The sequence below is a fragment of the Vibrio sp. YYF0003 genome (genome assembly GCF_036350715.1).
GTDB lineage: Bacteria > Pseudomonadota > Gammaproteobacteria > Enterobacterales > Vibrionaceae > Vibrio > Vibrio natriegens.
Window position 1 is genome coordinate 547,455 of sequence record NZ_JAZDWA010000002.1, and the last position, 24,863, is coordinate 572,317.

Annotated in this window: 20 protein-coding genes; 13 read left to right on the top strand and 7 right to left on the bottom strand. The window is 45.6% G+C overall.

Features of this window, described 5'->3' with window-relative positions; all coding sequences use genetic code 11:
* Nucleotides 1-252: 252 nt before the first annotated feature.
* Together ushA and V1U08_RS08985 are read left to right on the top strand one after the other, a co-directional pair.
* A complete protein-coding gene (gene ushA / locus V1U08_RS08980) occupies nt 253-1,956 on the top strand; it encodes a bifunctional UDP-sugar hydrolase/5'-nucleotidase UshA (RefSeq protein ID WP_239949126.1) in 1,704 nt (567 codons plus the stop codon).
* 419 nt (nt 1,957-2,375) lie between these two features.
* Complete coding sequence (locus tag V1U08_RS08985) at nt 2,376-2,603, top strand: hypothetical protein (protein WP_014231541.1); 228 nt, start codon at nt 2,376-2,378, stop codon at nt 2,601-2,603.
* A gap of 99 nt (nt 2,604-2,702) precedes the next feature.
* On the opposite strand, the gene V1U08_RS08990 is transcribed toward V1U08_RS08985, so the two are convergent.
* Nucleotides 2,703-2,951: a DUF1289 domain-containing protein gene (locus V1U08_RS08990; RefSeq protein ID WP_020332983.1), complete on the bottom strand. Its 249-nt coding sequence runs from the start codon at nt 2,949-2,951 to the stop codon at nt 2,703-2,705.
* Between the two features lie 178 nt (nt 2,952-3,129).
* Between V1U08_RS08990 and V1U08_RS08995 the strand changes: the two genes are divergently transcribed.
* From V1U08_RS08995 to V1U08_RS09035, 9 genes are all read left to right on the top strand, one after another.
* The gene (locus V1U08_RS08995) at nt 3,130-3,576 is read left to right on the top strand and encodes an META domain-containing protein (protein ID WP_014231539.1); all 447 of its coding nucleotides are present in this window, start codon (nt 3,130-3,132) and stop codon (nt 3,574-3,576) included.
* A 359-nt stretch (nt 3,577-3,935) separates the two neighbouring features.
* Nucleotides 3,936-5,081 carry an ABC transporter substrate-binding protein gene (locus V1U08_RS09000; protein WP_330470441.1) on the top strand — a complete coding sequence of 382 codons (1,146 nt, stop codon included), beginning with the start codon at nt 3,936-3,938 and terminating at the stop codon, nt 5,079-5,081.
* 9 nt (nt 5,082-5,090) lie between these two features.
* The gene (locus tag V1U08_RS09005; RefSeq protein ID WP_330470442.1) at nt 5,091-6,800 is read left to right on the top strand and encodes an ABC transporter permease; all 1,710 of its coding nucleotides are present in this window, start codon (nt 5,091-5,093) and stop codon (nt 6,798-6,800) included.
* Nucleotides 6,766-7,413: an ATP-binding cassette domain-containing protein gene (locus V1U08_RS09010; RefSeq protein ID WP_330470443.1), complete on the top strand. Its 648-nt coding sequence runs from the start codon at nt 6,766-6,768 to the stop codon at nt 7,411-7,413. The genes V1U08_RS09005 and V1U08_RS09010 overlap by 35 nt, the downstream gene beginning before the upstream one ends.
* Nucleotides 7,406-8,017: a CDP-alcohol phosphatidyltransferase family protein gene (locus V1U08_RS09015; protein ID WP_330470444.1), complete on the top strand. Its 612-nt coding sequence runs from the start codon at nt 7,406-7,408 to the stop codon at nt 8,015-8,017. The genes V1U08_RS09010 and V1U08_RS09015 overlap by 8 nt, the downstream gene beginning before the upstream one ends.
* 124 nt (nt 8,018-8,141) lie before the next feature.
* On the top strand, nt 8,142-8,618 hold the full coding sequence (locus tag V1U08_RS09020; RefSeq protein ID WP_014231534.1) for a glycine zipper 2TM domain-containing protein: 477 nt from the start codon (nt 8,142-8,144) through the stop codon (nt 8,616-8,618).
* 210 nt (nt 8,619-8,828) lie between these two features.
* Nucleotides 8,829-10,358: a nitric oxide reductase transcriptional regulator NorR gene (norR, locus tag V1U08_RS09025; RefSeq protein ID WP_330470445.1), complete on the top strand. Its 1,530-nt coding sequence runs from the start codon at nt 8,829-8,831 to the stop codon at nt 10,356-10,358.
* A 174-nt stretch (nt 10,359-10,532) separates the two neighbouring features.
* Nucleotides 10,533-12,194, top strand: coding sequence for a hydroxylamine reductase (gene hcp / locus V1U08_RS09030; protein ID WP_330470446.1), 1,662 nt, complete (start codon nt 10,533-10,535; stop codon nt 12,192-12,194).
* Between the two features lie 83 nt (nt 12,195-12,277).
* Entirely contained in the window at nt 12,278-13,333 is a 1,056-nt protein-coding gene (locus V1U08_RS09035; protein ID WP_330470447.1) for a hybrid-cluster NAD(P)-dependent oxidoreductase, read from the top strand.
* A gap of 93 nt (nt 13,334-13,426) precedes the next feature.
* On the opposite strand, the gene V1U08_RS09040 is transcribed toward V1U08_RS09035, so the two are convergent.
* The 3 genes from V1U08_RS09040 to V1U08_RS09050 all read right to left on the bottom strand — a co-directional run bounded on the left by V1U08_RS09040 (nt 13,427) and on the right by V1U08_RS09050 (nt 16,660).
* The gene (locus V1U08_RS09040) at nt 13,427-14,359 is read right to left on the bottom strand and encodes a class I SAM-dependent methyltransferase (protein WP_014231530.1); all 933 of its coding nucleotides are present in this window, start codon (nt 14,357-14,359) and stop codon (nt 13,427-13,429) included.
* Between the two features lie 30 nt (nt 14,360-14,389).
* Nucleotides 14,390-15,082, bottom strand: a complete 693-nt coding sequence (locus V1U08_RS09045) for a TIGR01621 family pseudouridine synthase (protein WP_330470448.1) — start codon at nt 15,080-15,082, stop codon at nt 14,390-14,392.
* Nucleotides 15,083-15,289: 207 nt separating this feature from the next.
* A complete protein-coding gene (locus V1U08_RS09050; protein WP_217906122.1) occupies nt 15,290-16,660 on the bottom strand; it encodes a sodium-dependent transporter in 1,371 nt (456 codons plus the stop codon).
* Nucleotides 16,661-17,085: 425 nt separating this feature from the next.
* Between V1U08_RS09050 and cls the strand changes: the two genes are divergently transcribed.
* Together cls and V1U08_RS09060 are read left to right on the top strand one after the other, a co-directional pair.
* Nucleotides 17,086-18,540 (top strand): cardiolipin synthase, encoded by a 1,455-nt coding sequence (cls, locus tag V1U08_RS09055; RefSeq protein WP_014231527.1) that lies wholly within the window; start codon nt 17,086-17,088, stop codon nt 18,538-18,540.
* Nucleotides 18,541-18,780: 240 nt separating this feature from the next.
* On the top strand, nt 18,781-19,986 hold the full coding sequence (locus tag V1U08_RS09060) for a cystathionine beta-lyase (RefSeq protein WP_329352449.1): 1,206 nt from the start codon (nt 18,781-18,783) through the stop codon (nt 19,984-19,986).
* 59 nt (nt 19,987-20,045) lie between these two features.
* Here V1U08_RS09060 and V1U08_RS09065 read toward each other — a convergent pair whose 3' ends face one another.
* The 3 genes from V1U08_RS09065 to V1U08_RS09075 form a co-directional block, all read right to left on the bottom strand.
* Nucleotides 20,046-20,615 (bottom strand): DNA-3-methyladenine glycosylase I, encoded by a 570-nt coding sequence (locus tag V1U08_RS09065; protein ID WP_065302206.1) that lies wholly within the window; start codon nt 20,613-20,615, stop codon nt 20,046-20,048.
* Between the two features lie 63 nt (nt 20,616-20,678).
* Nucleotides 20,679-23,780 carry an efflux RND transporter permease subunit VmeI gene (vmeI, locus tag V1U08_RS09070; protein WP_020332969.1) on the bottom strand — a complete coding sequence of 1,034 codons (3,102 nt, stop codon included), beginning with the start codon at nt 23,778-23,780 and terminating at the stop codon, nt 20,679-20,681.
* Nucleotides 23,777-24,862: an efflux RND transporter periplasmic adaptor subunit gene (locus V1U08_RS09075; protein WP_118118200.1), complete on the bottom strand. Its 1,086-nt coding sequence runs from the start codon at nt 24,860-24,862 to the stop codon at nt 23,777-23,779. The genes vmeI and V1U08_RS09075 overlap by 4 nt, the downstream gene beginning before the upstream one ends.
* Between the last annotated feature and the right edge of the window lies 1 nt (nt 24,863).

A 24,863-nucleotide genomic window follows, 5' to 3' on the forward strand; every position in this document is an offset into this window, starting at 1 on the left:
ACATCTCAAAATATGCACCTGATTCCACACAAATAAAGTGCACTTCTATTAACTACCTCACAAAAACTGCCTAAATAAAATACAAATTTAGCGCTAAAAACCGTTTCTGTTTATTTGTAGACAATGCTTGCAGGCTGATTAACTCACTGATTTGATACAAGTATAAATAAGAGCTTGATCACTAAACTTTCATATTATTTCCGTATATTGCACGCCGTAACAATAACAAAATCACAAACAAAGGTTCTACTTATGCAATTTTCCAAATCTCTATTGGTACTTTCAGTAGGCGCGGTTTTAGCAGGATGTGGTTCAGACAGTGACAGCATCTCTATTACTTGTGAAACGGCTGATTCATGTACGAAATTCACTGTTCTTCATACTAACGATAACCATGGTCGCTTTTGGCACAATGATGACGGCGAATACGGCATGGCTGCACGTCACACTTTAATCCAATCTATTCGTGCAGAAGTGGAAGCGAACGGCGGTGAATCCATTCTTCTCTCTGGTGGTGACATCAACACTGGCGTACCAGAGTCAGACATGCAAAATGCAAAACCAGACTTTATCGGCATGAACCTAATCGGCTACGATGCAATGGCGGTCGGCAACCACGAATTTGATAACTCACTAGACATCTTAGATATGCAAGCTGAACTGGCAGACTTCCCTATGCTAGCAGCGAATATCTACAAGAAAGACACTGACGGTAATGTCACCGATGAACGTTACTTTGCACCGTACAAAGTGTTCACGATTAACGGCCTAAACGTCGCGGTTGTTGGTCTTACGACAAAAGATACGGCAAAGCTGGTTAACCCGGACAACGTAGCGGACATCTACTTCGCAGATCCTCAAGACGAAATTAAGAAAGTTCTTCAAGAAATAAAAGACAACGAAAATGTCGACCTTGTATTCGCAACCACTCACATGGGTCACTATCACGATGGTAACCATGGCAGTGAAGCACCGGGTGATGTACTGCTAGCCCGCTCTCTTGAAGAGGGTCAATTGGATGCCATCATCGGTGGCCACTCACAAAACCCTGTTTGTATGGAGCCAGGCACCAACGAATATGCGGATTTCAATCCGGGCGATGAGTGTACACCAGACCAGCAGAATGGCACTTACATCATGCAAGCGCATGAGTGGGGTAAATATGTGGGTCGCGCGGACTTTGAATACTTTGACGGCAAACTGCATCTGGCCAACTACGCTCTTATTCCGGTAAACCTGCTCGATGACAACGATCAAGTGATTGGTGAGTACATTCAGCCAGACGCAACGGTTCAAGATACGCTTCGTACCTATCAGGAACAAGGACAAGAGCTGCTTGATGTCGTTGTTTCTAACACCGATGGAAAACTGGAAGGTGATCGCAGCGTTGTACGTTCACAGCAAACTAACCTGGGGCATCTTCTGGGCAAAGCATACCGAACATACAACCTAGTTAATGCTGACTTTGGCGTGATGAACTCTGGCGGCGTACGCGACTCGATTCAGACGGGCGATATTACCTACCGTGACGTCCTTACTGTGCAGCCATTTGGAAACTTCGTAACTAAAGCGACCATGACAGGCCAGGAAGTAAAAGATTACCTGGACGTTGTGGCAACAAAATCTGCAGGATCTGGTGCTTATGCGCAACTGGACAACATCACTCTGGATGTCGATTGTGATGCTGGCTCTGTATCAATCACGGATATTAATGGCAAAGGTTTTGATTTAGCCGCAACTTACACCTTCTCAGTCATTAGCTTCAGTGCCGCTGGCGGTGATGACTACCCTGTAATTGATGTTGAATCGACTCAAATGACCGATGCTTCTGTACTAAGAGAGTTCTTCGTAAATAACCCTCAAATATCAGCAGCAGACTACGAGAAGAACTTAGGTAATATTCAGTACTTCAGCAACAGCCAGGCTGTGACAGGTTGTCCAGCAACCAGTAGCTAATTACTGAATTTCATAATTTTTTATACAGAAGCTAAACGCTTTTGCAAGCCGAAGTTTATTTTAAAAAAGCCGGAACGTTTGGGTTCCGGTTTTTTTATTTCCATAAATTGCTGAAAATTCTCCACCTTCACAAACTGTTCAAAAAATGTTCATTTGAGTTGTTGACGCCCCTGTGCTGGGCTTCTATGTTTGATAAGGTCTTTCGAAAATATAGGCTCGTTAATTAGCTTTTCCGAACATTTTAAACGGAAGTGAGAGCGAGTGTTAGAAAGATGGAAATGGCGTTGCAAACACTGCTCTCAAACAATTTGTCTTTGGACTCCAAACTACGGTGACTCGCCTCAACGCGCGCACCAATGAGCAGCGATTCTAGACGTCAATATGTGTCAAATGCTGCCATCGAGTTCTGGAGGTCAAAAATGAAACGAGCCAGCAATAGCTACCGACTTCAAATGATAAAGGAAGTGGTTACCCGTAGAGAACGAGAAGCCTGTACGGATCCTATGGCGAAATACATCCATAGATTGATGGATGAAAATCCAACGAGCAAATTAGATGTTGAACTTAATCATCGATTTGCTGGAAATCACTTCGACGAACAAGCAGGAGGTTGGGTTAGCGATACTTGGTCCATGAAAATGAAGTAGCGCCAGATGCCTGTTTTACAGAGCATAATGTGGATAGGAGCTTCCCGGCTCACAAGACGTTAATGCGGGCCGGGAATAAACACATTAAAGCCCATCTTTTTAAAATAAATCTTGTTGCGGTGAAACATCTTCTTTTGGCTGTTCAGCCTTCCCCTTCCCTGCTAACAGTTTTCTTCTGTACCGCTGACGGCATAACTTGATCACATGAAGCTGCTGAGCAGGTGTGTACTTCTGCCAGTTAAATCGTTCTTCTCGCTTACGCATACACCCTTTGCAGTAGCCTTTTTCATCAGCGCTACAAATGCCAACACAAGGGCTCGGGACGCTAAAAAACTCCAATTGCTCCATGCTAAAACCGTTCTTTAATTGTGAATGTCAAAAACGACTCAAATACAACAATACATTGCTGTTATCTGGCGGTAAACTGCGTTATGTCACGCTTATACGAAACTATTACCGTATGCTGACAAAAAACAGTGTTTTATTAATTACACTTCTTTTCGTTTTTTATAACGGAGTCTATTAAATGAAGCTTAGTCTAAAAACGTTAGTTGCTGCAATCTCCCTTCCTGTTCTGATGACAGCATGTGCAAGCAACGGTGATAATGTGAAAAAAATAACGGCTCAAGACTTACAGCACCACAATTGGGAGCTGGTTCAAATCGATGGTAAAAACATCGAACTTAGCGAACGTCAAAAAGCACCTCGCCTGGAAATTGGTGAAAACCTCACAGCTAACGGTAATGCTGGCTGTAATAATTTCTTTGGTCAGGCTGAACTAAAAGATAATCAACTACGCATTGAAAAGATGGGCATGACCATGAAAATGTGTATTGGTGACATCATGAACGTAGAACAAGCGATGTCATCGACATTATCTGACTGGAGTGACATCACGCTAACTAAAGATGGCTTAGTTCTTAAAAACTCTGAGCATGAATTGACATTTACACTTCGTGACTGGATGAACTAATCCAATACAACGCGTAAGTTAGAAAGCAGCCTATCACGGCTGCTTTTTTGCTTTCAGCCGCTCAACGTCCTCTTGTCCCCTTCATGAAAACCAATCGATGTTCGACATTAATACATTCATCTGAAAGAATTTATTACATCGCACGGTCTCTCTTTTCTTGAAATAGCATTCACGTACTCACGCTATATTTCTCTAATTGACCTCACATTGATCGTAATTCTATTAGTCAATGCGTTAACCCTACGGGCATTCACGTTGATAATAATAATAGATAGCTTACTATCCATGTAAGGGATTGAATTTTATAAGCCTTATTGCACTCATCGAAGTAAAACAATTTGACATAAATCGGATAATGTATGAATAAGCTACTAAGCACCATCGGGATTTTAGCTACGGCTTTTGCTACCAACACGTTTGCCGAAGACTGGCAGTCCATAGAAAAACAAGCTGACGGTCAAACCGTCTACTTTCACGCTTGGGGAGGCTCGCAAGAGATCAACCGCTATATCCAGTGGGCGGGTAAGGAGCTCAAGTCTCGCTACAATGTGACGCTCAACCATGTCAAAGTCACCGACATCTCTGAAACTACCACTCGATTGATCGCAGAAAAAGCCGCTGGCAAGAATACCGGGGGCAGTGTCGATATGGTTTGGATCAACGGTGAAAATTTCAAGTCGATGAAGGACAACCAACTACTGTATGGTCCGTTTGTTGATGCTTTGCCAAACTGGCAATACGTAGACAAAACGCTCCCTGTTGATGTGGATTTTTCTGAGCCGACCGATGGACTTGAAGCGCCGTGGGGCGTGGGTCAGTTAGTCTTCATTCATGATACGGAGAATTTGAATAACCCTCCTCACTCTTTTGCAGAAATGCTCAGTTATGCCAATGCGTTTCCCAACCGTCTGACGTACCCTCGCCCACCCGAATTCCACGGTACCAGTTTCATCAAAGCGCTATTGATCGAGCTGACCGACAACGATCCCGCATTGCAGAAACCAGTCAACGCGGAGACATTTGAGCAAGTTACGCAGCCGCTATGGCAATACTTAGATAAGTTCCACAAAGTGGCCTGGCGTGGTGGTAAACAATTCCCAGCAGGCACAGCAGAAACGTTGCAGTTACTCGACGATGGTCAGATTGATTTAGCCATTACATTCAACCCAAATGCCGTTTTTTCTGCCCAGTCGAGCGGTACCCTTGCTGAAACGACTAAAGCTTATGCGATGGATGCTGGCGCGCTTTCCAATATTCACTTTCTGGCCATTCCGTGGAATGCAAACGCCAATGCCGGTGCGCAAGTTGCGATAAACTTCTTACTAAGCCCTGAGGCGCAGTCTCGTAAAGGCGATATTAATATTTGGGGTGATCCTTCCGTACTAAGCAGTGAGTATTTGACAGGTACGGCAAAGAATACGCAGCAATTTAAATCGATTAATGAACCACACCCAAGCTGGCAAAACGCGCTAGAGCAAGCGTGGTTAAAACGTTACGGGAATTAGTACGAACAAATGTTAAGAGCGCTGTATCTCGTTATTATCGCAGTTTGTATTTTGCCCACCATCCCCGGCCTGCTAGGGGTGGTGGTTTCTGCGCTCGGCTATGTCCCACCTATCGGTCTGACCCAGTTCTCATTAAATGGCTTTGCTGCTGTATTTGATTGGCAAGGGGTCTGGACCTCTATCGGACTCACGCTCTACTCTGCTATTTTCAGCAGTTATTTAGCGTGCATACTCACTTTTGCTATTTTGCAATCAGCTTGGAACAGTAGGTTCTGGCGAAAAATAGAGGTTTTCCTCTCGCCACTGCTTGCGATGCCGCATGTCGCTTTTGCCATCGGATTTGCCTTTTTGTTTGCTCCAACAGGCTTGGGCGTTCGTGTGGCGACTCAGTTCTTTGGTTTCGACCCAAACGCACAAACCGTTGATGACTTAGCGTTGCTGATTAAAGACCCGCACGCGCTTGGTTTAATCATCATGCTGGCAATCAAAGAAACGCCTTTTCTACTGCTGATGAGCATTCCAATTTTGCAGCAACTCAATTTAGATAAAATTGAAAAAGTCAGTCATTCAATGGGCTACAGTACAGCCCAGACTTGGTGGAAGTGCATTTTCCCGCAGTGGTTAGCAAAACTCAGGTTCCCAATGCTGGCCGTGATTGCTTATAGTTTATCGGTTGTCGATATCGCACTCATCATTGGCCCAACCAATCCACCAACTTTCGCTGTGTTGGTTTGGCAGTGGTTTAATGACCCCGATTTGGCACTTTGGCCAAGAGCTGCCTCGGGTGCAGTGATTTTATTTGTTATTGCCACAGGGTTGATTGGCTTAACTCGTTTTGTCGAATGGTTCGTCACAAAGGGCTTTAGACGTTGGCAATACTCTGGGCGAGCAGGACTCAAACTGCCCGGAAAAGTGCTGTTTTCTCTGATCACATTGCTTACTTTTGTTATCGTACCTTTGATGGTGCTGTGGAGTTTTGCTCAACGTTGGCGATTTCCGGATCTCTTACCCAGTCGTTACACCCTACGCTTTTGGCAATATGAGTGGGAGAGTATTTTAGGCACGATAGAGCAAAGTATCACAATCGCCGTGATCAGCGCGTCCATTGCTCTAATCCTGGCGTTAATTGCTCATGAATATAAGCTTCGCTATCGCTGGCAGGTTCCGGATTACGTCATTGCCGTCCCTATGCTTATCCCGCAATTGTCGGTACTTTTTGGCATACAGGTCGCGACTTTGTATTTCAACAGCAATGCCTACTTATTCTGGGTTTGCTGGGCACATGTTTTCTTCGCCTTCCCGTTTGTCTACTTATCGCTGGACGGCCCTTGGCGCAGCTTCAACAACGGCTTAACTCGTGTCGCCCTTAGCCTGGGCAAAACACCGCTACAAACCTGGCTTAAAATAAAACTTCCAATCCTGCTGCCTGCCATTGTTTTTGCCTGGGCTGTAGGTATCAGCGTTAGCTTAGCGCAATACCTGCCAACGCTGGTGCTTGGTGCGGGTCGAATAAGCACAATCACAACCGAAGCGGTAGCGCTTTCCAGCGGTTTCGACCGACGCGTTACGGCGATCTACGCGATTTGTCAGGCTCTTTTGCCATTAATGTTCTTCTCTTTTGCAATTTTGCTAAGCCGTTTAAACGGCAAATACCGCCGACTTTCAATGAAAGGTTTACTTAACCATGAGTCTTTGTCTCAAAAACCTCGCCATCCATAAAAACAATGGCGATACACTTTTCTCTGGATTTAACATCACTGTAGAGAAAGGCGAAATTGTTACCCTAATGGGACCAAGCGGCTGTGGTAAATCTACTCTGTTAGATGCCATTGCCGGACATCTCTCGAGCGAGTTCCATTATTCGGGTTCCGTGACACTCAACGATGCAACGCTTGACCGACTTCCTGCGCACAAGCGCAAAGTCGGCATCCTGTTTCAGGATGATATGCTGTTCCCTCACCTGACGATATGGGAGAACCTGGCCTTCGCACTACCAAATGCCATCAAAGGAAACACAAGAAAAGAAAGCGCGATGCAAGCCTTGAAGAATATTTCCTTAATCAAAATTGCAAACTCCTTCCCCGACCAAGTTTCAGGTGGTCAACGAGCACGTATTGCACTGACACGCATGTTGCTCGCACAACCTAAAGCCGCACTTTTGGATGAGCCTTTTAGTAAGCTCGATAAAGACCTGAGAGTGCAATTTCGCAACTGGGTGGTTGAGCAACTTCAACAAGCCAATATCCCAACGATAATGGTCACCCACGATGAAGATGACATTCCCGAAGGTAGTCGCTGTATAACTTGGCCATGGGAGACAAAGAATGCTTGATCGTTTCAGTATCAAAATCATCAGATGGCCATTGACTCAAAGTGCGCAATTCGTCGACAAGTTCGGCATCACGGCTAATCAAACCACCCTATTGGGTTTTGCTATTGGTTGTTTAGCCGTACCTTCCCTGATCACAGAACATTATTTAGCAGCGCTGCTGTTTATCCTGCTTAATCGATTTTGTGATGGACTGGATGGTGCCTTGGCGAGAATTCAGGGGATTACCGACGCTGGCGGCTTTCTCGATATCAGCTTAGACTTTCTGTTTTATTCCCTGATCCCTTTCGGGTTTGTGCTCGCGAATCCGGAACAAAATGCCATTGCAGGTGCTTTCTTAATTTTCTCGTTTGTCGGAACGGGTAGTAGCTTCTTGGCATTTGCGATAATGGCCAGTAAACAGGGTATCGATAATCCGGTTTATAAACACAAATCGCTCTACTATATGAGTGGCTTGACTGAAGGCACTGAAACCATAGGAGCCTTCATCGCATTTTGTATCTTCCCGCACCACTTCGCCCTGATTGCTTATCTATTTGGTGCGGCCTGCTGGTTTACTACCTTCACACGTATCTATTCCGGTTTTCATACGCTCAAAGACAATTAACACCGTTTGAGAATGCAAATTCCCTCGGGGTCAATTATGGTTAAGTCGCTGTTTTATAGAAACTCTCAGCACGTACTAAAATAGGGTATATACTCTTTGAGTATCAAAGCCATTTGGAGGTTATATGAAAAAATACGTCAAGCTAGGCATGTTGCTTACATTTTCCGTAATCGCATTAGGAGGCTGTACCTCTCCTAACCCTTACGGTGATGCATATGGCTCGGCAGACACTCGAAAAGTTCAGCAAGTTTACTACGGAACGGTGGAAAAAGTTGAACCAGTGACCATTGATGCCTCCACGCAATCCAATGCCATCGGGACAATCGCCGGTGCCGCAATTGGTGGTATATTAGGCTCTAAAGTTGGTGGCGGCTCAGGCTCTGATATCGCAGCCATTGGTGGTGGTTTATTAGGTGGCTATGCAGGTAGTAAAACCGCCGAAGCGACCGCGAAACGAAACGGCGTCAACCTAACCATTCGCATGGAAGATGGAAAAATCATCTCTATCGTTCAAGAAGCGAACCCAAACATGATATTCCAGCCGGGTCAGGCGGTACAAATCAACATGTATGGTAGCGAAGCAAGGGTCGTACCTCGCTAATCCGGGCTCATGAAATAGGAGTCATTCCTCCTAACTTTCGACTCGAATTCAGAATCCGCGCAAGCATACTTAATAACGTTATGCTTGCGCGTTTCTTTTGAGATCAAACTTGATCGTCGTCAATGGAACATCAAACTTCTGATATTTTCGATGTGAAAATGACATCAAATTGCTAGCATCAGCCCTTTCCAGATAACTTTTGGGCTTGATATGACTCCTACTGTTGACCACGTACTCCTCAATATCGCATTAAACCTCAGCTCTAATCGCTCCCATGAGCAGCAGTACCAAAGTCTTATTGATGGTGTGGCACAAGTATTTCCATGCGATGCTACCTGCCTGTTTATTTTTGATGAAGATGGCTTCCTTACACCGGTTGCAGCGAGAGGGCTATCAAGCTCGGTATTAGGTCGTCGTTACTTTCCCAAAGCTCACCCACGACTCGAAGCCATCATTCAGAGCAGAGATCCTGTTCGGTTCGATGCCCATTGTCCACTACCCGATCCATTTGATGGCACACTGTTAACCGAAGACCAATGTATTGATGTTCACGATTGCATGGGATTTAGCTTGTATGTAGAAGGTCAACTCGTTGGCGCCCTGACGATGGATGCTCTGGCAGTAGGCGCGTTTGATGATATCGATCCTGTAGCTATCGAAACCTTTGCGGCTTTAACCGCAGCAACGCTACGTAACATCGCTCAATTAAAAGCACTCAAAACTCAAAACCAAAAGCAGAAAAATGTTACTCAAACGCTTATCCAGCAAGCTCGTTCACAAAAAGGAGAGATGATTGGATTGAGTCCGCAAATCACTCAACTACGTAACAACATCGCCACGGTAGCTCAATCTGATTATGCAGTTCTGATTACAGGTGAAACGGGTACGGGTAAAGAGCTGGTCGCGCATTCGGTGCATGCACAATCTCACCGCAGCGATAAGCCAATGATCTACGTGAACTGCGCTGCCCTGCCTGAAGGGCTGGCTGAAAGCGAACTGTTTGGTCATGTCAAAGGCGCATTTACTGGTGCCAATAGCCACCGCGCCGGTAAATTTGAACTGGCCGATGGCGGAACGATTTTCCTTGATGAAGTGGGCGAACTGCCTTTGATTTTGCAGGCAAAACTGCTGCGCGTTATTCAGCAAGGCGAACTTCAGCGTGTAGGTAGCGACCAGCATTTGATGGTTAACGTTCGCATTATCGCTGCAACCAATCGACAACTGGAAAAAGAGGTCGAAGCTGGTACATTTCGCGCAGACCTTTTCCACCGTTTAAATGTATTCCCAATTCAAGTGCCGCCACTGCGTGCTCGTGACGGTGACATTCCTGTTTTAGCGGGATATCTTCTTGAAAAAGTACGCCAGCAATTCAACGCGCCTAATTTACACGTTCACCCTAAAGTATTGACTCAACTGGAATCTTTACCTTGGTACGGGAACGTTCGCGAGCTCGAACACACGTTAACTCGAGCGGCTTTGCACGCAATTCAACAAACTGCTAGCACAATCATGCTGAGCCATTTTGACACCTCGCTTGCACTTGATGATGTAAAAAACACATCACACTACCTGCCGAAAGAAAGTCAGCCCATGCGAGAGTTAGTCGAAGGCTATCAGCGTGATTTGATTGAACATGCTTTAAACCAAACCGGTGGAGTTTGGGCAAAAGCAGCGGAGTTTTTACAAATGGATCGCGGTAACTTATATCGAATGGGTAAAAAGTTTGGGATCAATAAATAGTCACACATAACAATGCGATGTAATTAAGACATCAAACACGTTGTCTTAATTACATCACCCCGCTCCTCAATAACACAAAAAACCTTTATTAATCAATAATATATTAATTGGCACACATTCTGCTCTCTAGTGGTCATCATCACGACTATTAAAACAAACACTGGAGAATCCAATATGTTCTGTATTCAATGTGAACAGACAATTCAAACCCCTGCTGTTAAAGGTTGTTCTTTTGCACAAGGTATGTGCGGTAAAACATCTGAAGTATCTGACCTGCAAGACGTGTTGGTTTACACACTACAAGGGGTTTCTTTTTGGGCATCAAAAGCACTTGAATTCAACATCATTAACGATGAAATCAATCAATGGGCACCAAGAGCATTCTTCTCTACACTGACTAACGTAAACTTCGATCCTGAACGTATCCTTGAGCTAACATCTCAAGCCGCGAATTACAAAGCACTGCTCAAAGAGCAAGTAATGTCTGCTGCGACTTTGTCAAACACCAACCTTACTGACATTCCTGCCGTTGCCAACTTCGAGCTACCAAACAGCGCTGAAGCTATCCTGGAATTTGCGCCTCAAGTCGCGGTTAACCGTGGTAAAGACCAAGTGCATGAAGACGTGATTGGTTTGCGTCTACTTTGCCTGTACGGTCTTAAAGGTGCGGCTGCGTATATGGAACACGCACGCGTACTTGAACAAACCAACAACGACATCTACGCCGAATATCATGAAATCATGGCGTGGTTAGGTACCGACCCGGAAGATCTTGGTGCACTGCTCGATTGCTCAATGCGCATTGGTTTGATGAACTACAAAGTAATGGAAATGCTAGACCAAGGTGAAACGACGACCTTTGGTCATCCAGAGCCAACAACGGTCAACGTCAAGCCGGTAAAAGGCAAATGTATTCTGGTATCTGGCCACGATTTGCATGACCTGGAAAAGATTCTGCAACAAACAGAAGGCAAAGGCATCAACGTTTACACCAATGGTGAAATGCTACCTGCGCACGGCTATCCTGAGCTGAAGAAATACCCTCACCTGGTGGGTAACTACGGTAGCGCCTGGCAAAACCAACAGAAAGAATTTGCGAACTTCCCTGGCGCAATCGTGATGACATCAAACTGCCTGTTGAACCCGAATGTTGGTCAATACGCAGACCGCTTATTCACACGTAGTATTGTTGGCTGGCCTGGTGTGGCTCACATCGAAGGCGATGACTTCAGCCAAGTGATTGAATGTGCACTCGCGCAAGACGGTTTCCAACACGATGAAATCGAACACCACATCACGGTTGGTTTCGGTCGCAATGCACTGATGAACGCCGCGCCTGCGGTTATAGACCAAGTGAAACAAGGCAACATCAAGCACTTCTTCCTAGTAGGCGGTTGTGACGGCGATAAAGCAGAGCGCAGCTACTACACCGACTTCACGGCAGAAGCGCCTGAAGATACGCTAATCCTGACGTTGGCGTGTGGTAAATTCCGCTTTAACAAAAATACGTTCGGCGATATCAACGGCATCCCTCGACTGTTAGATGTAGGCCAATGCAACGATGCGTACTCAGCAATCCAGCTTGCTCTGGCACTGGCGAAAGAGTTTGACTGTGACATTAATGAACTGCCACTCACTCTTGTGCTTTCCTGGTTCGAGCAAAAAGCGATCGTTATCTTGCTAACGTTGTTCGCTCTGGGCGTGAAAGGCATTTACACCGGTCCTACTGCACCGGCTTTCCTAACACCAAACCTAATCGCAATCATCCAAGAGAAGTTCGATATGCGCAGCATTGGCAATGTTCAGGATGACCTAAAAGCTATTCTGGCAGCCTAAGAGACCGCTCTCTATGCGCCTCCTAATCTGGGGGCGCTTTTATAATCTAAGATTTTGAACTCGCTCCAACCAAAGAGATTGATATGTTTTTTGAATGGCAAGGCAACCAACCCGTCACGCTCCGTTGTATCGACAAATATTTCGAAACACACGATACCGTCAGCATCAAGTTGGCCGAATTAACCGAATCACTTCTGTTTCAATTTAAACCCGGTCAGTTTATTAACCTGGGTGTCGAAATTGATGGAAAATTGGAGTTTCGTGCCTATTCAATCAGCTCTGTTAATGAAGACGATCACCTTCAACTCACCATCAAACGTGTAGCTGGCGGTAAAGTATCGAACTACATCGTTGACTCGCTGCTGCTCGGTGATACCGTTCAAGCATTACCACCAGCGGGCGAATTTAACTGCATTGACCACCCACCCGTTTTACGTGATGGCGAAACAAAAGCCTTGCTTATCAGTGCAGGTTGCGGCGTCACGCCAGTATTTTCGATGGCAAAACACTGGCTGAGTAATCAAGATGAAAACGACAACGATGTGGACATCGCATTTCTTCATATCGCACGCAGTCCAGAAGAAACGATTTACTACGATCAGTTAGAAACGTTCGGTGCCGTGTATCCCAATTTCCATTTGAAGCTGTTGCTAAAGAACAGCGAAGGAGCGTTGCATCCGCAAGGTCGCTTGAACGCAGACTGGCTGCAAACGCTAGTCCCTGATTTTAAGCAACGCACGGTTTACCTCTGTGGCCCAAGCCAGTTCATGCAAGATGTTCACGGATACTTGAGTGAATTCGGTTTTGACATGGCAAACTTCTATCAAGAGAGCTTTACGCCAGCAGCTACGGAACCTTCAGCGGTATCAGATGAAACCGCCAGTGTCTCCGTGCCTGACTTTGCTCAAACCATTAATGCACAAAAAGGTCAGGTATTGGCCGATGTGCTTGAAGGCGCGGGCTTACCCCTCATCGTCGCATGTCGAAGTGGCATATGTGGGTCTTGCAAGTGCAAAGTTCGTAAAGGCAGTGTCTCTTCCACCAGCCTAGAAACATTGACGCAAGAAGAAATTGAACAAGGCTATGTGCTCGCATGCTCATCAACCATTGAAGCAGATCTTGAAGTGCAGATTGGTTAATTTTCCAAATACAAAAAAGCGCCGCGGTACGTCTTTTTAGATGTTTCGCGGCGCTTTTTGTTTAATTTTTCTTCTATTGCGACAGAGAGTTTTTTAGCTGAACAGCAACACTTTCAATGCCGCTTCACTGTCCACGTCCGTAAACTCTGGCGGGTTATCCAGACGCTCGCGGAACGTCAGTTGTGGCGCTTCTTCTTGCATACTTTCAATCAAGAAATCACTGGTCACTGATGGTGAGTTCACACACGCCATCACTTGACCGCCTTCTGCCAACAAATCAGGCAATCGGCGCAGAATCTTTTTGTAGTCTTTGGTCAGTGCAAAGCTGCCTTTCTGGAATGAAGGCGGGTCAATGATGATCATATCGTATTGACCAGACTTCTTGATTTTACCCCACGACTTAAAGATGTCATGCCCCATAAAGCTGACTTGGTTTGTGTTGTGACCATTGAGCTTATGGTTCTCGCGCCCTTTAGACAGCGACGCTTTCGCCATGTCTACGTTTACGACTTTATCTGCGCCACCCGCAATGGCAGCGACAGAAAAGCCACAGGTATAAGCAAACAAGTTAAGCACGTTTTTATGCTTGGCATTTTCGCGTACCCAATCGCGACCGTAACGCATGTCCAAAAACAGACCAAAGTTTTGGTTGCGGCCAATATCCAACTGGTATTTCAAACCGCTTTCTTCAACGACGGGGCGAGCATCTAACTCACCAACAAGCACTTCTGAAGGTGCGCCATCGGCATAACGGTGCTGAAGTACCATTGTACGGCCTTGTTTGCTCGCCCACAGATCTGATTCAGCTAACGCATTGAGGCCACTTTTCAGTTCAGCGAGAAACGCGTCGTCTACTTCTTTGAATAAGTTAATGATCAACTGACCTTGTAACCAGTCGCAAGTGATTTGCTCTAGACCTTCAAAACGACGGCCACGGCCGTGAAACAGTCGACGAATTTCATTCGGAGCTTGCGCGAGCTCGGTTTCCAGATGCTGAAAAAACAGCGAAAGTTGTGATGCTTGCATCGAATTCTCTTATTAATTTCTTTGTGACGGTTATTTGATCGTAGGCCAGTTCAGTTCCCATGGGGAAAGCCAGCTATCCAAGCCTTGAGAGACCATTCCACTGTGCCATTTGCTGCCAAGGACTTCATAATCTCTCGGATCGCAGACAAAGCGATATTGCTCATCTTGATATTGAAAGCAAAGTGAGAAGGCATGCAGATAACCGCGATCAGCTTCGTTACCCGCATTATAAATTGGATCGCCGACAATGCCTGAGCCAACCGATTTTAATGCCACGCGGATTTGGTGCGTTTTACCAGTGTGTGGCTTACACAAAAATAGGCGCTCTCCCGGCTCCGCAGCAAGGGAGAAAAACTGTGTTATCGCAGGATTATGTTTGCTGTTTACCAGTTTCCATGATGAACGGCGTGAACGTTCCATATCGCCAATCACCAAACCTTGTTTCTTTTTCGGCTTTTTCGAGCTAATCGCCAGATAGAATTTTTCCACTTGTCTATCAGCAAAGGCTTGAGACAAGACGCTGGCGGCTTTGGCGTTGCGTCCGAGGAGCAGAATACCCGACGTCATTTTATCCAACCGATGGATGAGATATAGCTGCTCATCCCCACTCTGCTTCGCCACTTCTTGCAGCAGCATAGTGTCACCATCGTCTTTATGAACAGAGACGTTGGGATGCTTGTTGATGATCAGAAAATCTGGATGGGTATGTAGAATATCGAACATAAAAACCTAGCTCCACGTTTGGAGCCAGAAGTATACCGATTCTGATTGATTAGGCGAGCTTAAACTGCCCATTCCGCTTCCCTCCCCCTAGCTTACGCTCTAAAAGTTAACGTGTGTAAGCTGCCTACAAATTATCAAGTAAGCAAGAATCAGTAACTGGAATAAAAAAGGGAGCCGACCTGGCTCCCTTTTTAAAGATGTGACGGTTTACAGCTTCTTCGAGAAGATAGCTGCCAGGCCGATAGTCACGATACCGAGTACCATGATTTCACCTTTACCACTGTCAAATCCTGATTTGATGCCCATGAAAGCAACAATTGCAATCGCGACTGGAATAACGTACTTCACTAGGTTGTACCATAGCCCAAATAGTGGGAAAGATACTTCACCATCATTCGTGATTTCTTTCTCAAGTTCATCACGCTTGAGTCTCCAGCCAGCAAAGATACACAGCAACATACCACCAACAGCCATAAAGATTTTGTCAGTCAGTAGGTCGAAGATATCGAATGCACCTGTACCAAACAGTGTTGGACCCATTCCGCCCAGTGACAAAGAAGCGAATACACACAATATTGCCATTACCGAGCTTGCTGAAAGCACCGCTTTTGAACGCTTCATACCTTTTTCATCGATTAGGTAAGAAACCACAACTTCAAGCAGTGAAACCGAAGACGTTAATGCAGCCGCAGTCAGACCAACAAAGAACATAATCGCAAACAGGAAGCCGATTAGACCGCCCATTTCAGCGAACAGTTGTGGAACGACAACAAACACCAGACCTGGGCCTGCTGCTGGCTCAATACCAAAAGCAAACATCGCCGGGAACATTGCAATACCCGCAAGAATTGCGACGCCTGTATCCATTGCTGTAATCATGCCAGTGGTTTGAACCACGTTTTCTTTCTTCTTCAGGTAAGAGCCGTAAGTAATCATACAACCCATACCCAAACTTAGTGAGAAGAACGCCTGCCCGAGCGCAGCAAGTACCACACTGCTGTTGACTTCAGAGAAGTCTGGCATGAACAAGAACTCAACGCCTGCCATTGCACCTGGTAGCATCAGACCTTTTATTGATACGACGATCAAAATAAGGAATAGCAGTGGCATCAGAACTTTACCTGCTTTCTCGATACCGCCAGAAATACCTTTCATAACAATGAAGATATTCATGAACAGGTAAAGCGCCATCCAAATCAGAGGCTGGATAGGGTCAGAGATGAAAGCACCAAAGCTATCACCGATAGCGTCAGGAGTACTCAGCAAGCCCGATCCCACCTTAAAGATGTAAGCCAGAGCCCAGCCGCCAACAACAGGGTAGAAACCCATGATCAGCAGGCCACTCAGTACGCCCATTACGCCTGTAAACGTCCAGCGGCGATCGGTTGATTTAAATGCACCAACAGCAGCTCGACCTGTTTTTCGACCAACGGCAAATTCGGTCAGCATTACGCTAAAGCCAATAAAGATGACGAAGATTAGGTAAATGGCAACAAATGCGCCACCGCCACCCTCTCCCGCCGTGTAAGGAAATTTCCATATATTACCTAAGCCGACAGCGGAACCCGCTGCAGCCATAACGAAGCCTAATTTAGACCCCCACGTATCACGTGGTGCTGTATTAGTTGTAGCCACGCTTTTTCTCCAAAATTAAATGTGTTGTGTTTGCATTGAGATAGGCGTCAAAAATGTGTGTTTATATTAAGTTATACACTTATGAAAATAATGTTAGACGCTCTATGCGGTCAGTAAACCAGTTCCCCATTAAAATTAAAAGCCTCAACAAGTATATTTATCGCACAATTGCTGCATCACGCATGTTATATGCTGCTTTTTTATTCACTGATTAAAGATTAACCTTGGTTTTCAAACATGAATAACAGATTCCCCTGTTATGAACTTAATCCCTCATATAAAATCACTCTAACTCTTAATAAGAAAGCAGTTTCCCCAACACACTTTTATGCCTAATATCGTAAATGGGCGTATAAATTTGAGCGTATATGGATAAGTTTTATCATTTTCTTACTCTTGCTGGCATTGGACTGTATTGGTTATTGGTCGCTGGTGTCACCATTCGGGTAGTTTTAAAACGCCGTGCCGTAAGTGTTTCGTTAGCGTGGCTGATGATCATTTATATTCTTCCGGTTCTTGGTGTCGCGTGTTATTTCCTGTTTGGTGAACTTAATTTAGGCAGAAAGCGAGCTGAGCGCGCGAAAGAGATGTTCGCCCCCTTTGCAGAATGGTTCAGCCAACTTAATGATTGTCACGCGCACATGCCTGAAACGATGGGGCGTCATATCTATCGCATTGATGAACTGTGTAATAACCGTCTCGGGCTACCCGCTCTCAGTGGTAACACGCTCTCATTGCAACAGAAGCCAGACGAAATTTTGCACTCGATTATCGAAGATATCGAAAATGCGCAAACCAGTATTCGGATGGTGTTCTACATTTGGCACCCCGGAGGTCTAGCCGATTCCGTCGCCTCAGCGCTTATCCGAGCATCCAAACGTGGAGTCAATGTAAAACTGTTACTGGATTCTGCTGGCAGCCCACGCTTTTTCAGAAGCCCGTGGTACCGGATGATGAAAGATGCGGGCATTGAAGTTATACAAGCCTTGGAAGTGAAAATGTGGCGTATTTTCTTACGCCGTTTAGATCTTCGCCAACACCGAAAGATCATTGTTATTGATGACGAGATCGCTTACACCGGCTCAATGAACCTCGTCGATCCGGCTTACTTTAAGCAAAGCAGTGGTGTCGGTCATTGGATTGACATTATGGTGCGGATTACTGGCCCAACGGTTAATGTGCTGAGTGCCATTCACTGCTGGGACTGGGAGGTCGAAACCGGCGAGCGTCAACTTCCTAAGCGACCGGAATGCAAAATCGATAGTTATCAGTACCAGCATCCGATACAAGTGGTACCGTCAGGTCCGGGCATGCCGGAGTATCTTATTTATCAGGTGTTAACGTTAGCCATTAACCAAGCCAATCGTTCGGTGAGAATCACTACTCCGTATTTCGTGCCTAACACCGATTTGCTTGAGACACTGAAGATGACCGCGCAACGAGGCATTGAGGTAGAACTTATCATCCCTCATAAGAATGACTCGGTAATGGTTCAGTGGGCTTCTCGCGCCTTCTATAGTGAGCTTCTTGCCGCGGGTGTGAAAATTTATGAGTTTTATGGCGGGTTGCTGCATACAAAATCTGTCGTTATTGACGACCAATTTTGTTTGGTCGGCACCGTAAACATGGACATGCGTAGCTTGTGGCTGAACTTTGAGGTGACGCTGGCAGTCGATGATGAAGACTTCACCAAAGAGATGTCATCTCTGCAAGACAGTTACATCAAACAGTCCTATCCGGTGGAAAAAAAGGTGTGGGATAAACGGAGCCTGTTCTCTCGCTTCTTAGAACGTGTGTTCTATCTGTTTAATCCTCTGCTTTAAAGCACTCTGGATTTAAGAGCGACTTCAATCCCGCACCAAACGGTTTGGCGCGGGATTGTTTTATCGGACTCCTGTAAACCCCAAATAAGTGAGATAACCCTCATCACACTCACTGAGTATTCCCTTAGGCTATTAGGTGTTCCAAGTGGTTATGGCTCGATAGTAGAGTTTTCCCTTGCAAACAACCCGTAGTCCATGTTTTAAATAATCAAAATCGTTTTATTTAAACAGGGAATTTATATGTCAGAGGGTAAAAAGACCAAGCTGATTACCGCAGGCCGCGATAAAAAGTGGACAAACGGTGTTGTTAACCCACCAGTTCAACGTGCATCAACCATCGTATTTAACAGTGTTGCAGAGAAAAACCAGGCAGCAATTAACCGCGCGAACAAAACGCTGTTTTACGGGCGTCGCGGTACCAACACACATTTCGCGTTTCAGGACGCGATGGTTGAAATTGAAGGCGGTGCGGGATGTGCTCTCTACCCTTGTGGAACAGCGGCTATTTCAAACACAATCCTGTCTCTAGTTGAGACTGGTGACCACATTCTTATGGTTGACACGTGTTACGAACCGACTCGTGATTTTTGTAACGTCATCATGAAAAAAATGGGGATTGAGACAACCTACTACGACCCAATGATCGGCGAGAACATTCGTGATTTAATTCAACCGAATACCAAAGTACTTTTCCTGGAGTCTCCGGGTTCAATTACCATGGAAGTACAAGATGTTCCGACTCTTGCTCGTATCGCCCATGAGCACGACATCGTTGTGGTACTCGATAACACTTGGGGCGCTGGTGTTAACTTCTCTCCGTTTGACCATGGGGTTGATATTTCAGTGCAGGCTGCGACCAAGTACATCGTTGGTCACTCAGACGTTATGCTGGGCACGGCAGTCGCTTCAGAGAAATACTGGCCACAATTGAGAGAACAAAGCTACTTAATGGGACAGTGTGTTTCTCCTGACGATGTGTACCTAGGCCTCCGCGGTCTGCGCACTCTAGATGTTCGTCTTCGTCAGCATGCAGAGAGCAGCTTGAAAGTGGCTAAATGGTTAGAAACTCGCCCTGAAGTGGAGCGAGTACTGCATCCTGCACTGGAAACGTCTCCAGGCCATGAATTTTTCAAACGCGATTTTACCGGCGGTAATGGTCTGTTCTCATTCGTACTCAAAACATCATGCCCTAAAGCAACAACAGCCTTGCTTGACGGTATGAAGCACTTCAGTATGGGCTACTCCTGGGGTGGTTACGAGAGCTTGATTCTAGCTAATGAGCCAAAGAGCTTTAACAGCTTACGCACAGTCTCGCACCCGCATTTTGAAGGGACGTTAATCCGTCTTCACATTGGTTTGGAAGACGTCGAAGACTTGATCGCCGATCTGGAAGCAGGTTTGGCAAGATACAATGCCCTCATTCTCGAGGAAGAAGTTTCACTTTAGGAATCGATATCCAAAAAAATGCCCTCAACTCGAGGGCATTTTCTTATAGTTTGATTTAGTCAGTCCTGCACCGTTTTACAGGGACATCCGACGATATGGTCATCGACCATTCCGACCGCTTGCATAAACGCATAACAGATGGTTTCTCCGACAAATTTAAAACCTTTTTTCTTAAGGAATTTACTCATCGCTTTTGATTGCTCGGTAGACGCGGGCACTTCGCTCATATCCTGCCATTGATTGATCACAGGATTATGGTCGACAAACTGCCACAAAGCCTCTGACAAACTTCCATACTCATCAATCAACGCCTTAGCGGCTTTTGCGTTACTGAACACTGAATTGATCTTGCCGCGATGTTTGACGACATCATAATTTTCTACGATATATTCAGCTCGCTCTTCACCATGCTGCTCCAAAGCATCTAAATCGTAGTGTTCAAATGCTTCTCTGTAGCCTTCTCTTTTCTTTAGTATGGTTATCCAGCTTAGTCCCGCTTGTGCACCTTCAAGGGTAATAAATTCAAACAGTACTTTATCGTCATAAACGGGTATTCCCCACTCAGCATCATGATACTCACGTTCCAGCGGGTGGTTCATCGCCCAAGCGCAACTGTTATTTTCTGTCATTATACGTCCTTATAAAAACGCCCCTGACTCGCTAGCCAGAGGCGTTATCAATTTATACTCATTCTATTTCGGTACGGCTACTCTGTGGAATAGACGATACAGGACTGGGACAACAATCAAAGTTAATACCGTCGCAAAACCCAAACCGAACATGATCGTCACAGCCATTGGCTTGAAGAAAATATCGGGTAAAAGCGGAATCATGCCTAAAATCGTGGTGATTGCCGCCATACATACAGGACGGACACGACTCACTGCGGCGTCGACCACCGCATCATAGGCATCTTTACCTGACTTCATTTCAATCTCAATTTGATCAAGCAGAACGATGCCGTTTTTCAGTACCATCCCCGACAAACTCAGAAAGCCCAGTAAAGCCATAAAACCAAATGGCGTATTCAGGGCCAAAAGCCCTGTCGTAACACCAATCAGAGCCAGTGGAACAGTCAGCCACACAATCAAAGGTTCTTTAACCGAGTTGAACAGGAATACGGTAATAAGGAACATGAACAAGTAACCCATTGGCATTGTCGTAAACAACGACGCCTGAGCATCACCTGATGACTCGTATTCACCGCCCCACTCGATAGAGTATCCCGGCGGCATCTCAATCGCTTCGATTTGAGGTTGTAGACGCTTTTGCAATGTTGAAGCCGTTTCTTCACCCAATATATCAGGGTCAGCCATCACAGTGAGCATACGTTTACGATTTTTACGCACAACGATTGGATCTTCCCAACGCATATCGTATCCCATTGTCACTTGTTGCAGCGGGATAAATTCAGTTTTTGCCGGACTCCAAATTTTCATTCCTTCAATGTTACGAATATCGATTCGTTCATCTTCAGGCAATCGAGCCACGATTGGCATCAACGTCGTACCATCACGATAAAGACCAATCTTCATACCCGAAAACGACATGGAGAGATAATCATCGACATCTGATTTGGTGATACCGTAACGGCGAGCTTGGCTCTCGTTAAACTGAGGCTCCAAAACTTGAGTGCGTTCTCGCCAATCATGTCGAATATTCGTCGCGGCAGGGTCAGCGTACATAATATCCATTACCTGAGCGGCGAGCGTGCGAAGCACTGTTGGGTCAGAACCGATAAGTCGCGCTTCAATTTTCGCACCACCACCTGGGCCTAACTCAATTTGTTTAAGTTTATAGTTAATTTCAGGGTAATTGGCTTTTAGATGCTCTCGGAAACGCGCCATCAATGGTTCAAGCGCTTCATAATTCTCCATTCGTGTGGTGATTTCACCATACGCGGCATAACTTTTCTCTGGTGCATACGTCAACATGAAGCGCTGCAAGCCTTTCCCTGCCGTCGTCGTAATATGCTCAACATGTTCTTGTTGCGCTAACCAATGTTCAAGTTCGTTCAGCTTATCATTGGTTGCTCTAATATCCGTCCCCTCAGGTAACCACACATCCAACTGAAAAATCGGTGTTGTTGAAGATGGGAAGAAGGACTGTTTTACAAACATAAATCCGTACACACTGGCCGCGAGCCCAACAATTAACACCACGACAGTGAACCATGCACGACGCATGCAAAACTCGAGAAACGTCTTGTAGGTAACAAAAACAATACCATTATACGGGTCGCTATCTTCTCCTTCCGTTTGATTTATTTTCTGGCCTTTGAAGAAAATGTCGGCAAAAAATGGCGTCAATGAAATCGCGGTAAACCAGCTGAGCATTAAAGAGATGAGAAGCACAGTAAACAAGGTACCGCAGTACTCACCTGTGGAGTCCTGAGAAAGTCCAATAGGTGCAAAAGCAGTGACCGCAATGATAGTCGCGCCAAGCAAAGGCCACTTAGTCTGGGTAACGATATCGGTCGCTGCTTGTAAGCGCGTTCTTCCCTTTTGGGTACCTATTAATATCCCTTCCACAACGACGATGGCATTATCCACCAGCATCCCCAAAGCGATGACCAACGCCCCTAAAGAAATACGTTGTAAATCGATGGCCAGATACTTCATGAAGATGAACGTGCCAAGGACGGTTAGCAGTAAGATCAAACCGATAAGCAAGCCAGAACGAAGCCCCATAAAGAACAGCAATACGACGATCACTATCCCAATCGCTTGTGCGAGACTCACAACAAAGCCACTTACCGATTTATCCACTTCCTTCGGTTGACTATAAATTTCTGAGATCTCGATTCCGACGGGTTGTTGATACTTCAATTCAGCAAGTCGGCGATCGAACACTTTTCCGACTTCAACAACATTGACCCCTTGTGCAAACGAAACACCGACATTCAGCGCCAAGCTGCCATTGAAGTTGACGATATTGGTTGGAACCTCAATGTAGCCGCGTTTAATGTCAGCGACATCTTTAAGGAAAATCAGTCCCTGAGCACCCACTTCGGTCAGCAATAAATCACCCAGCTCATCGACATTCTGAAACTGCCCGGTTGGTTGGATTCGAATATATTCATCACCAATTCTGATCGCACCAGCATCGGAGATTACGTTTTGAGTTGAGAGAAGTCCGAATACGGTATCGGGAGACAAACCCAAACTGCTCAATTTCTTCATCGAGATTTCAATAAAAACCTGTTCTTGTTGTGTGCCAGACACAGATACTTTACTCACACCGTCTACAAGTTCGAGTTCCCGTCTCAGGTAATCAACGTAATCCAGCAGTTCTTTGTAGCTATAACCATCCCCCGTCACTGCGAGCAAAATGCCGTAGACATCGCCAAAGTCATCAATCACCTGAGGATCATTCACACCAGGCGGTAACGTGCCTTTCAAGTCATTAACTTTTCGTCTTAATTCATCCCAAATTTGAGGTAAGTCATCCGGGCCGTAATTGTTTTTCATCGTTACGGTAATTTGAGACAGCCCACGACTCGAAATAGAATTCACCTCATCGACGTACGTCAATTGCTGAATGGCTTTTTCAAGTGGGTAAGTGACCTCTTCTTCCACTTGTTGAGGTGTCGCTCCCGGATACGAGGTGACGACCATAGCGTCTTTGATGGTGAAAGCAGGATCTTCCAGACGCCCTAACCCAAAAAATGCGGCGACACCACCGATCAAGAAAATCAGTGACACCATCCAACTGATAACACGGTTTTTAATAAAGTAAGCCGCGATACCCGTTACGTCTTCGTCCGTTTGAGGCACTTTATTTTTCTCATTCATAAACCAGCCTCCTGCTCAACCACTTCTACTTGCATACCTTCTCTGAGTCTTGACACCCCAGCGACGACAACCTTGTCGTGTAATTCAAGCCCATCAAGCACTTGTATCGATGTCTTTGAAGCTTTACCCGTGCGTATCTGTTGGCGAGAAACGGTATTATCGTCGTTAAGTACCCAAACGAACTTGTTTTCGCGACTCAGATCGTCGCCATCCGCGTTGAAAATCGCTTCGATTGGTACATTAATCCCGACATTCAAATTCAACCCGACCTTTTCATCTTTTGACGTGACTTCAACCGCCATCCCATCGAGGATGTATTCGTCTTTTGGCATCGGTAGTGAGAGGGTAACCGTGAACGTGCCGGTGGCGGGATCGGGCTCAGTGGTAAACTCTTTTACGGTTCCTATGTATTCATTACCGCTTGGAACACGCACAACCCCCTGAATGGAGGTGAGTCTTTCATCGGTAGGAGGCTCTTTGACGTACAAACGATCCGGAAATTGAATAAGTACTTCGAAACGATCCAAGCTGTGTATATTCACGATATACTGGCCAACTTGAATATTTTCGAACTGATCAACATTAACCCTGGAGATGATGCCATCCACTGGTGCTTTTAAAGTCGTAAATGACAAACGTAGTTGAGCTAGTTTCAGCTCTGCCAGAGCGATTTGGCGCTGAGCAGCAATTTCATCAAACTGCGATTTAGCCAGTAAGCCTTTATCGACAAGAGGACGAGAGCGGCGGTATTGACTATCCACTACAGAAAAACGGGCAGAAGCGTTGTCCACATCCAATTGATAATCAGTCGGGTCTAACGTGGCAATAACGTCATCTTTTTTAACCTTATCGCCCTCTTTGACCCTGATACTGCTAATTTCGCCTGCAACTCTAAAACTGAGATGCGAACGATCAGCCGCATTGGCCACCGCAGGAAAGTACAAATTATCGTCAACCTTACTCCCCTCTAAAGAAACGACTCTTACTCGGGGAATTTCCACCTCTTTTTCAGGCCCTTTATCACCGCAACCAGAGATGAAAAACGGCAAGCATAAAACGGCTAAGGCTATAATTCTTTTCATA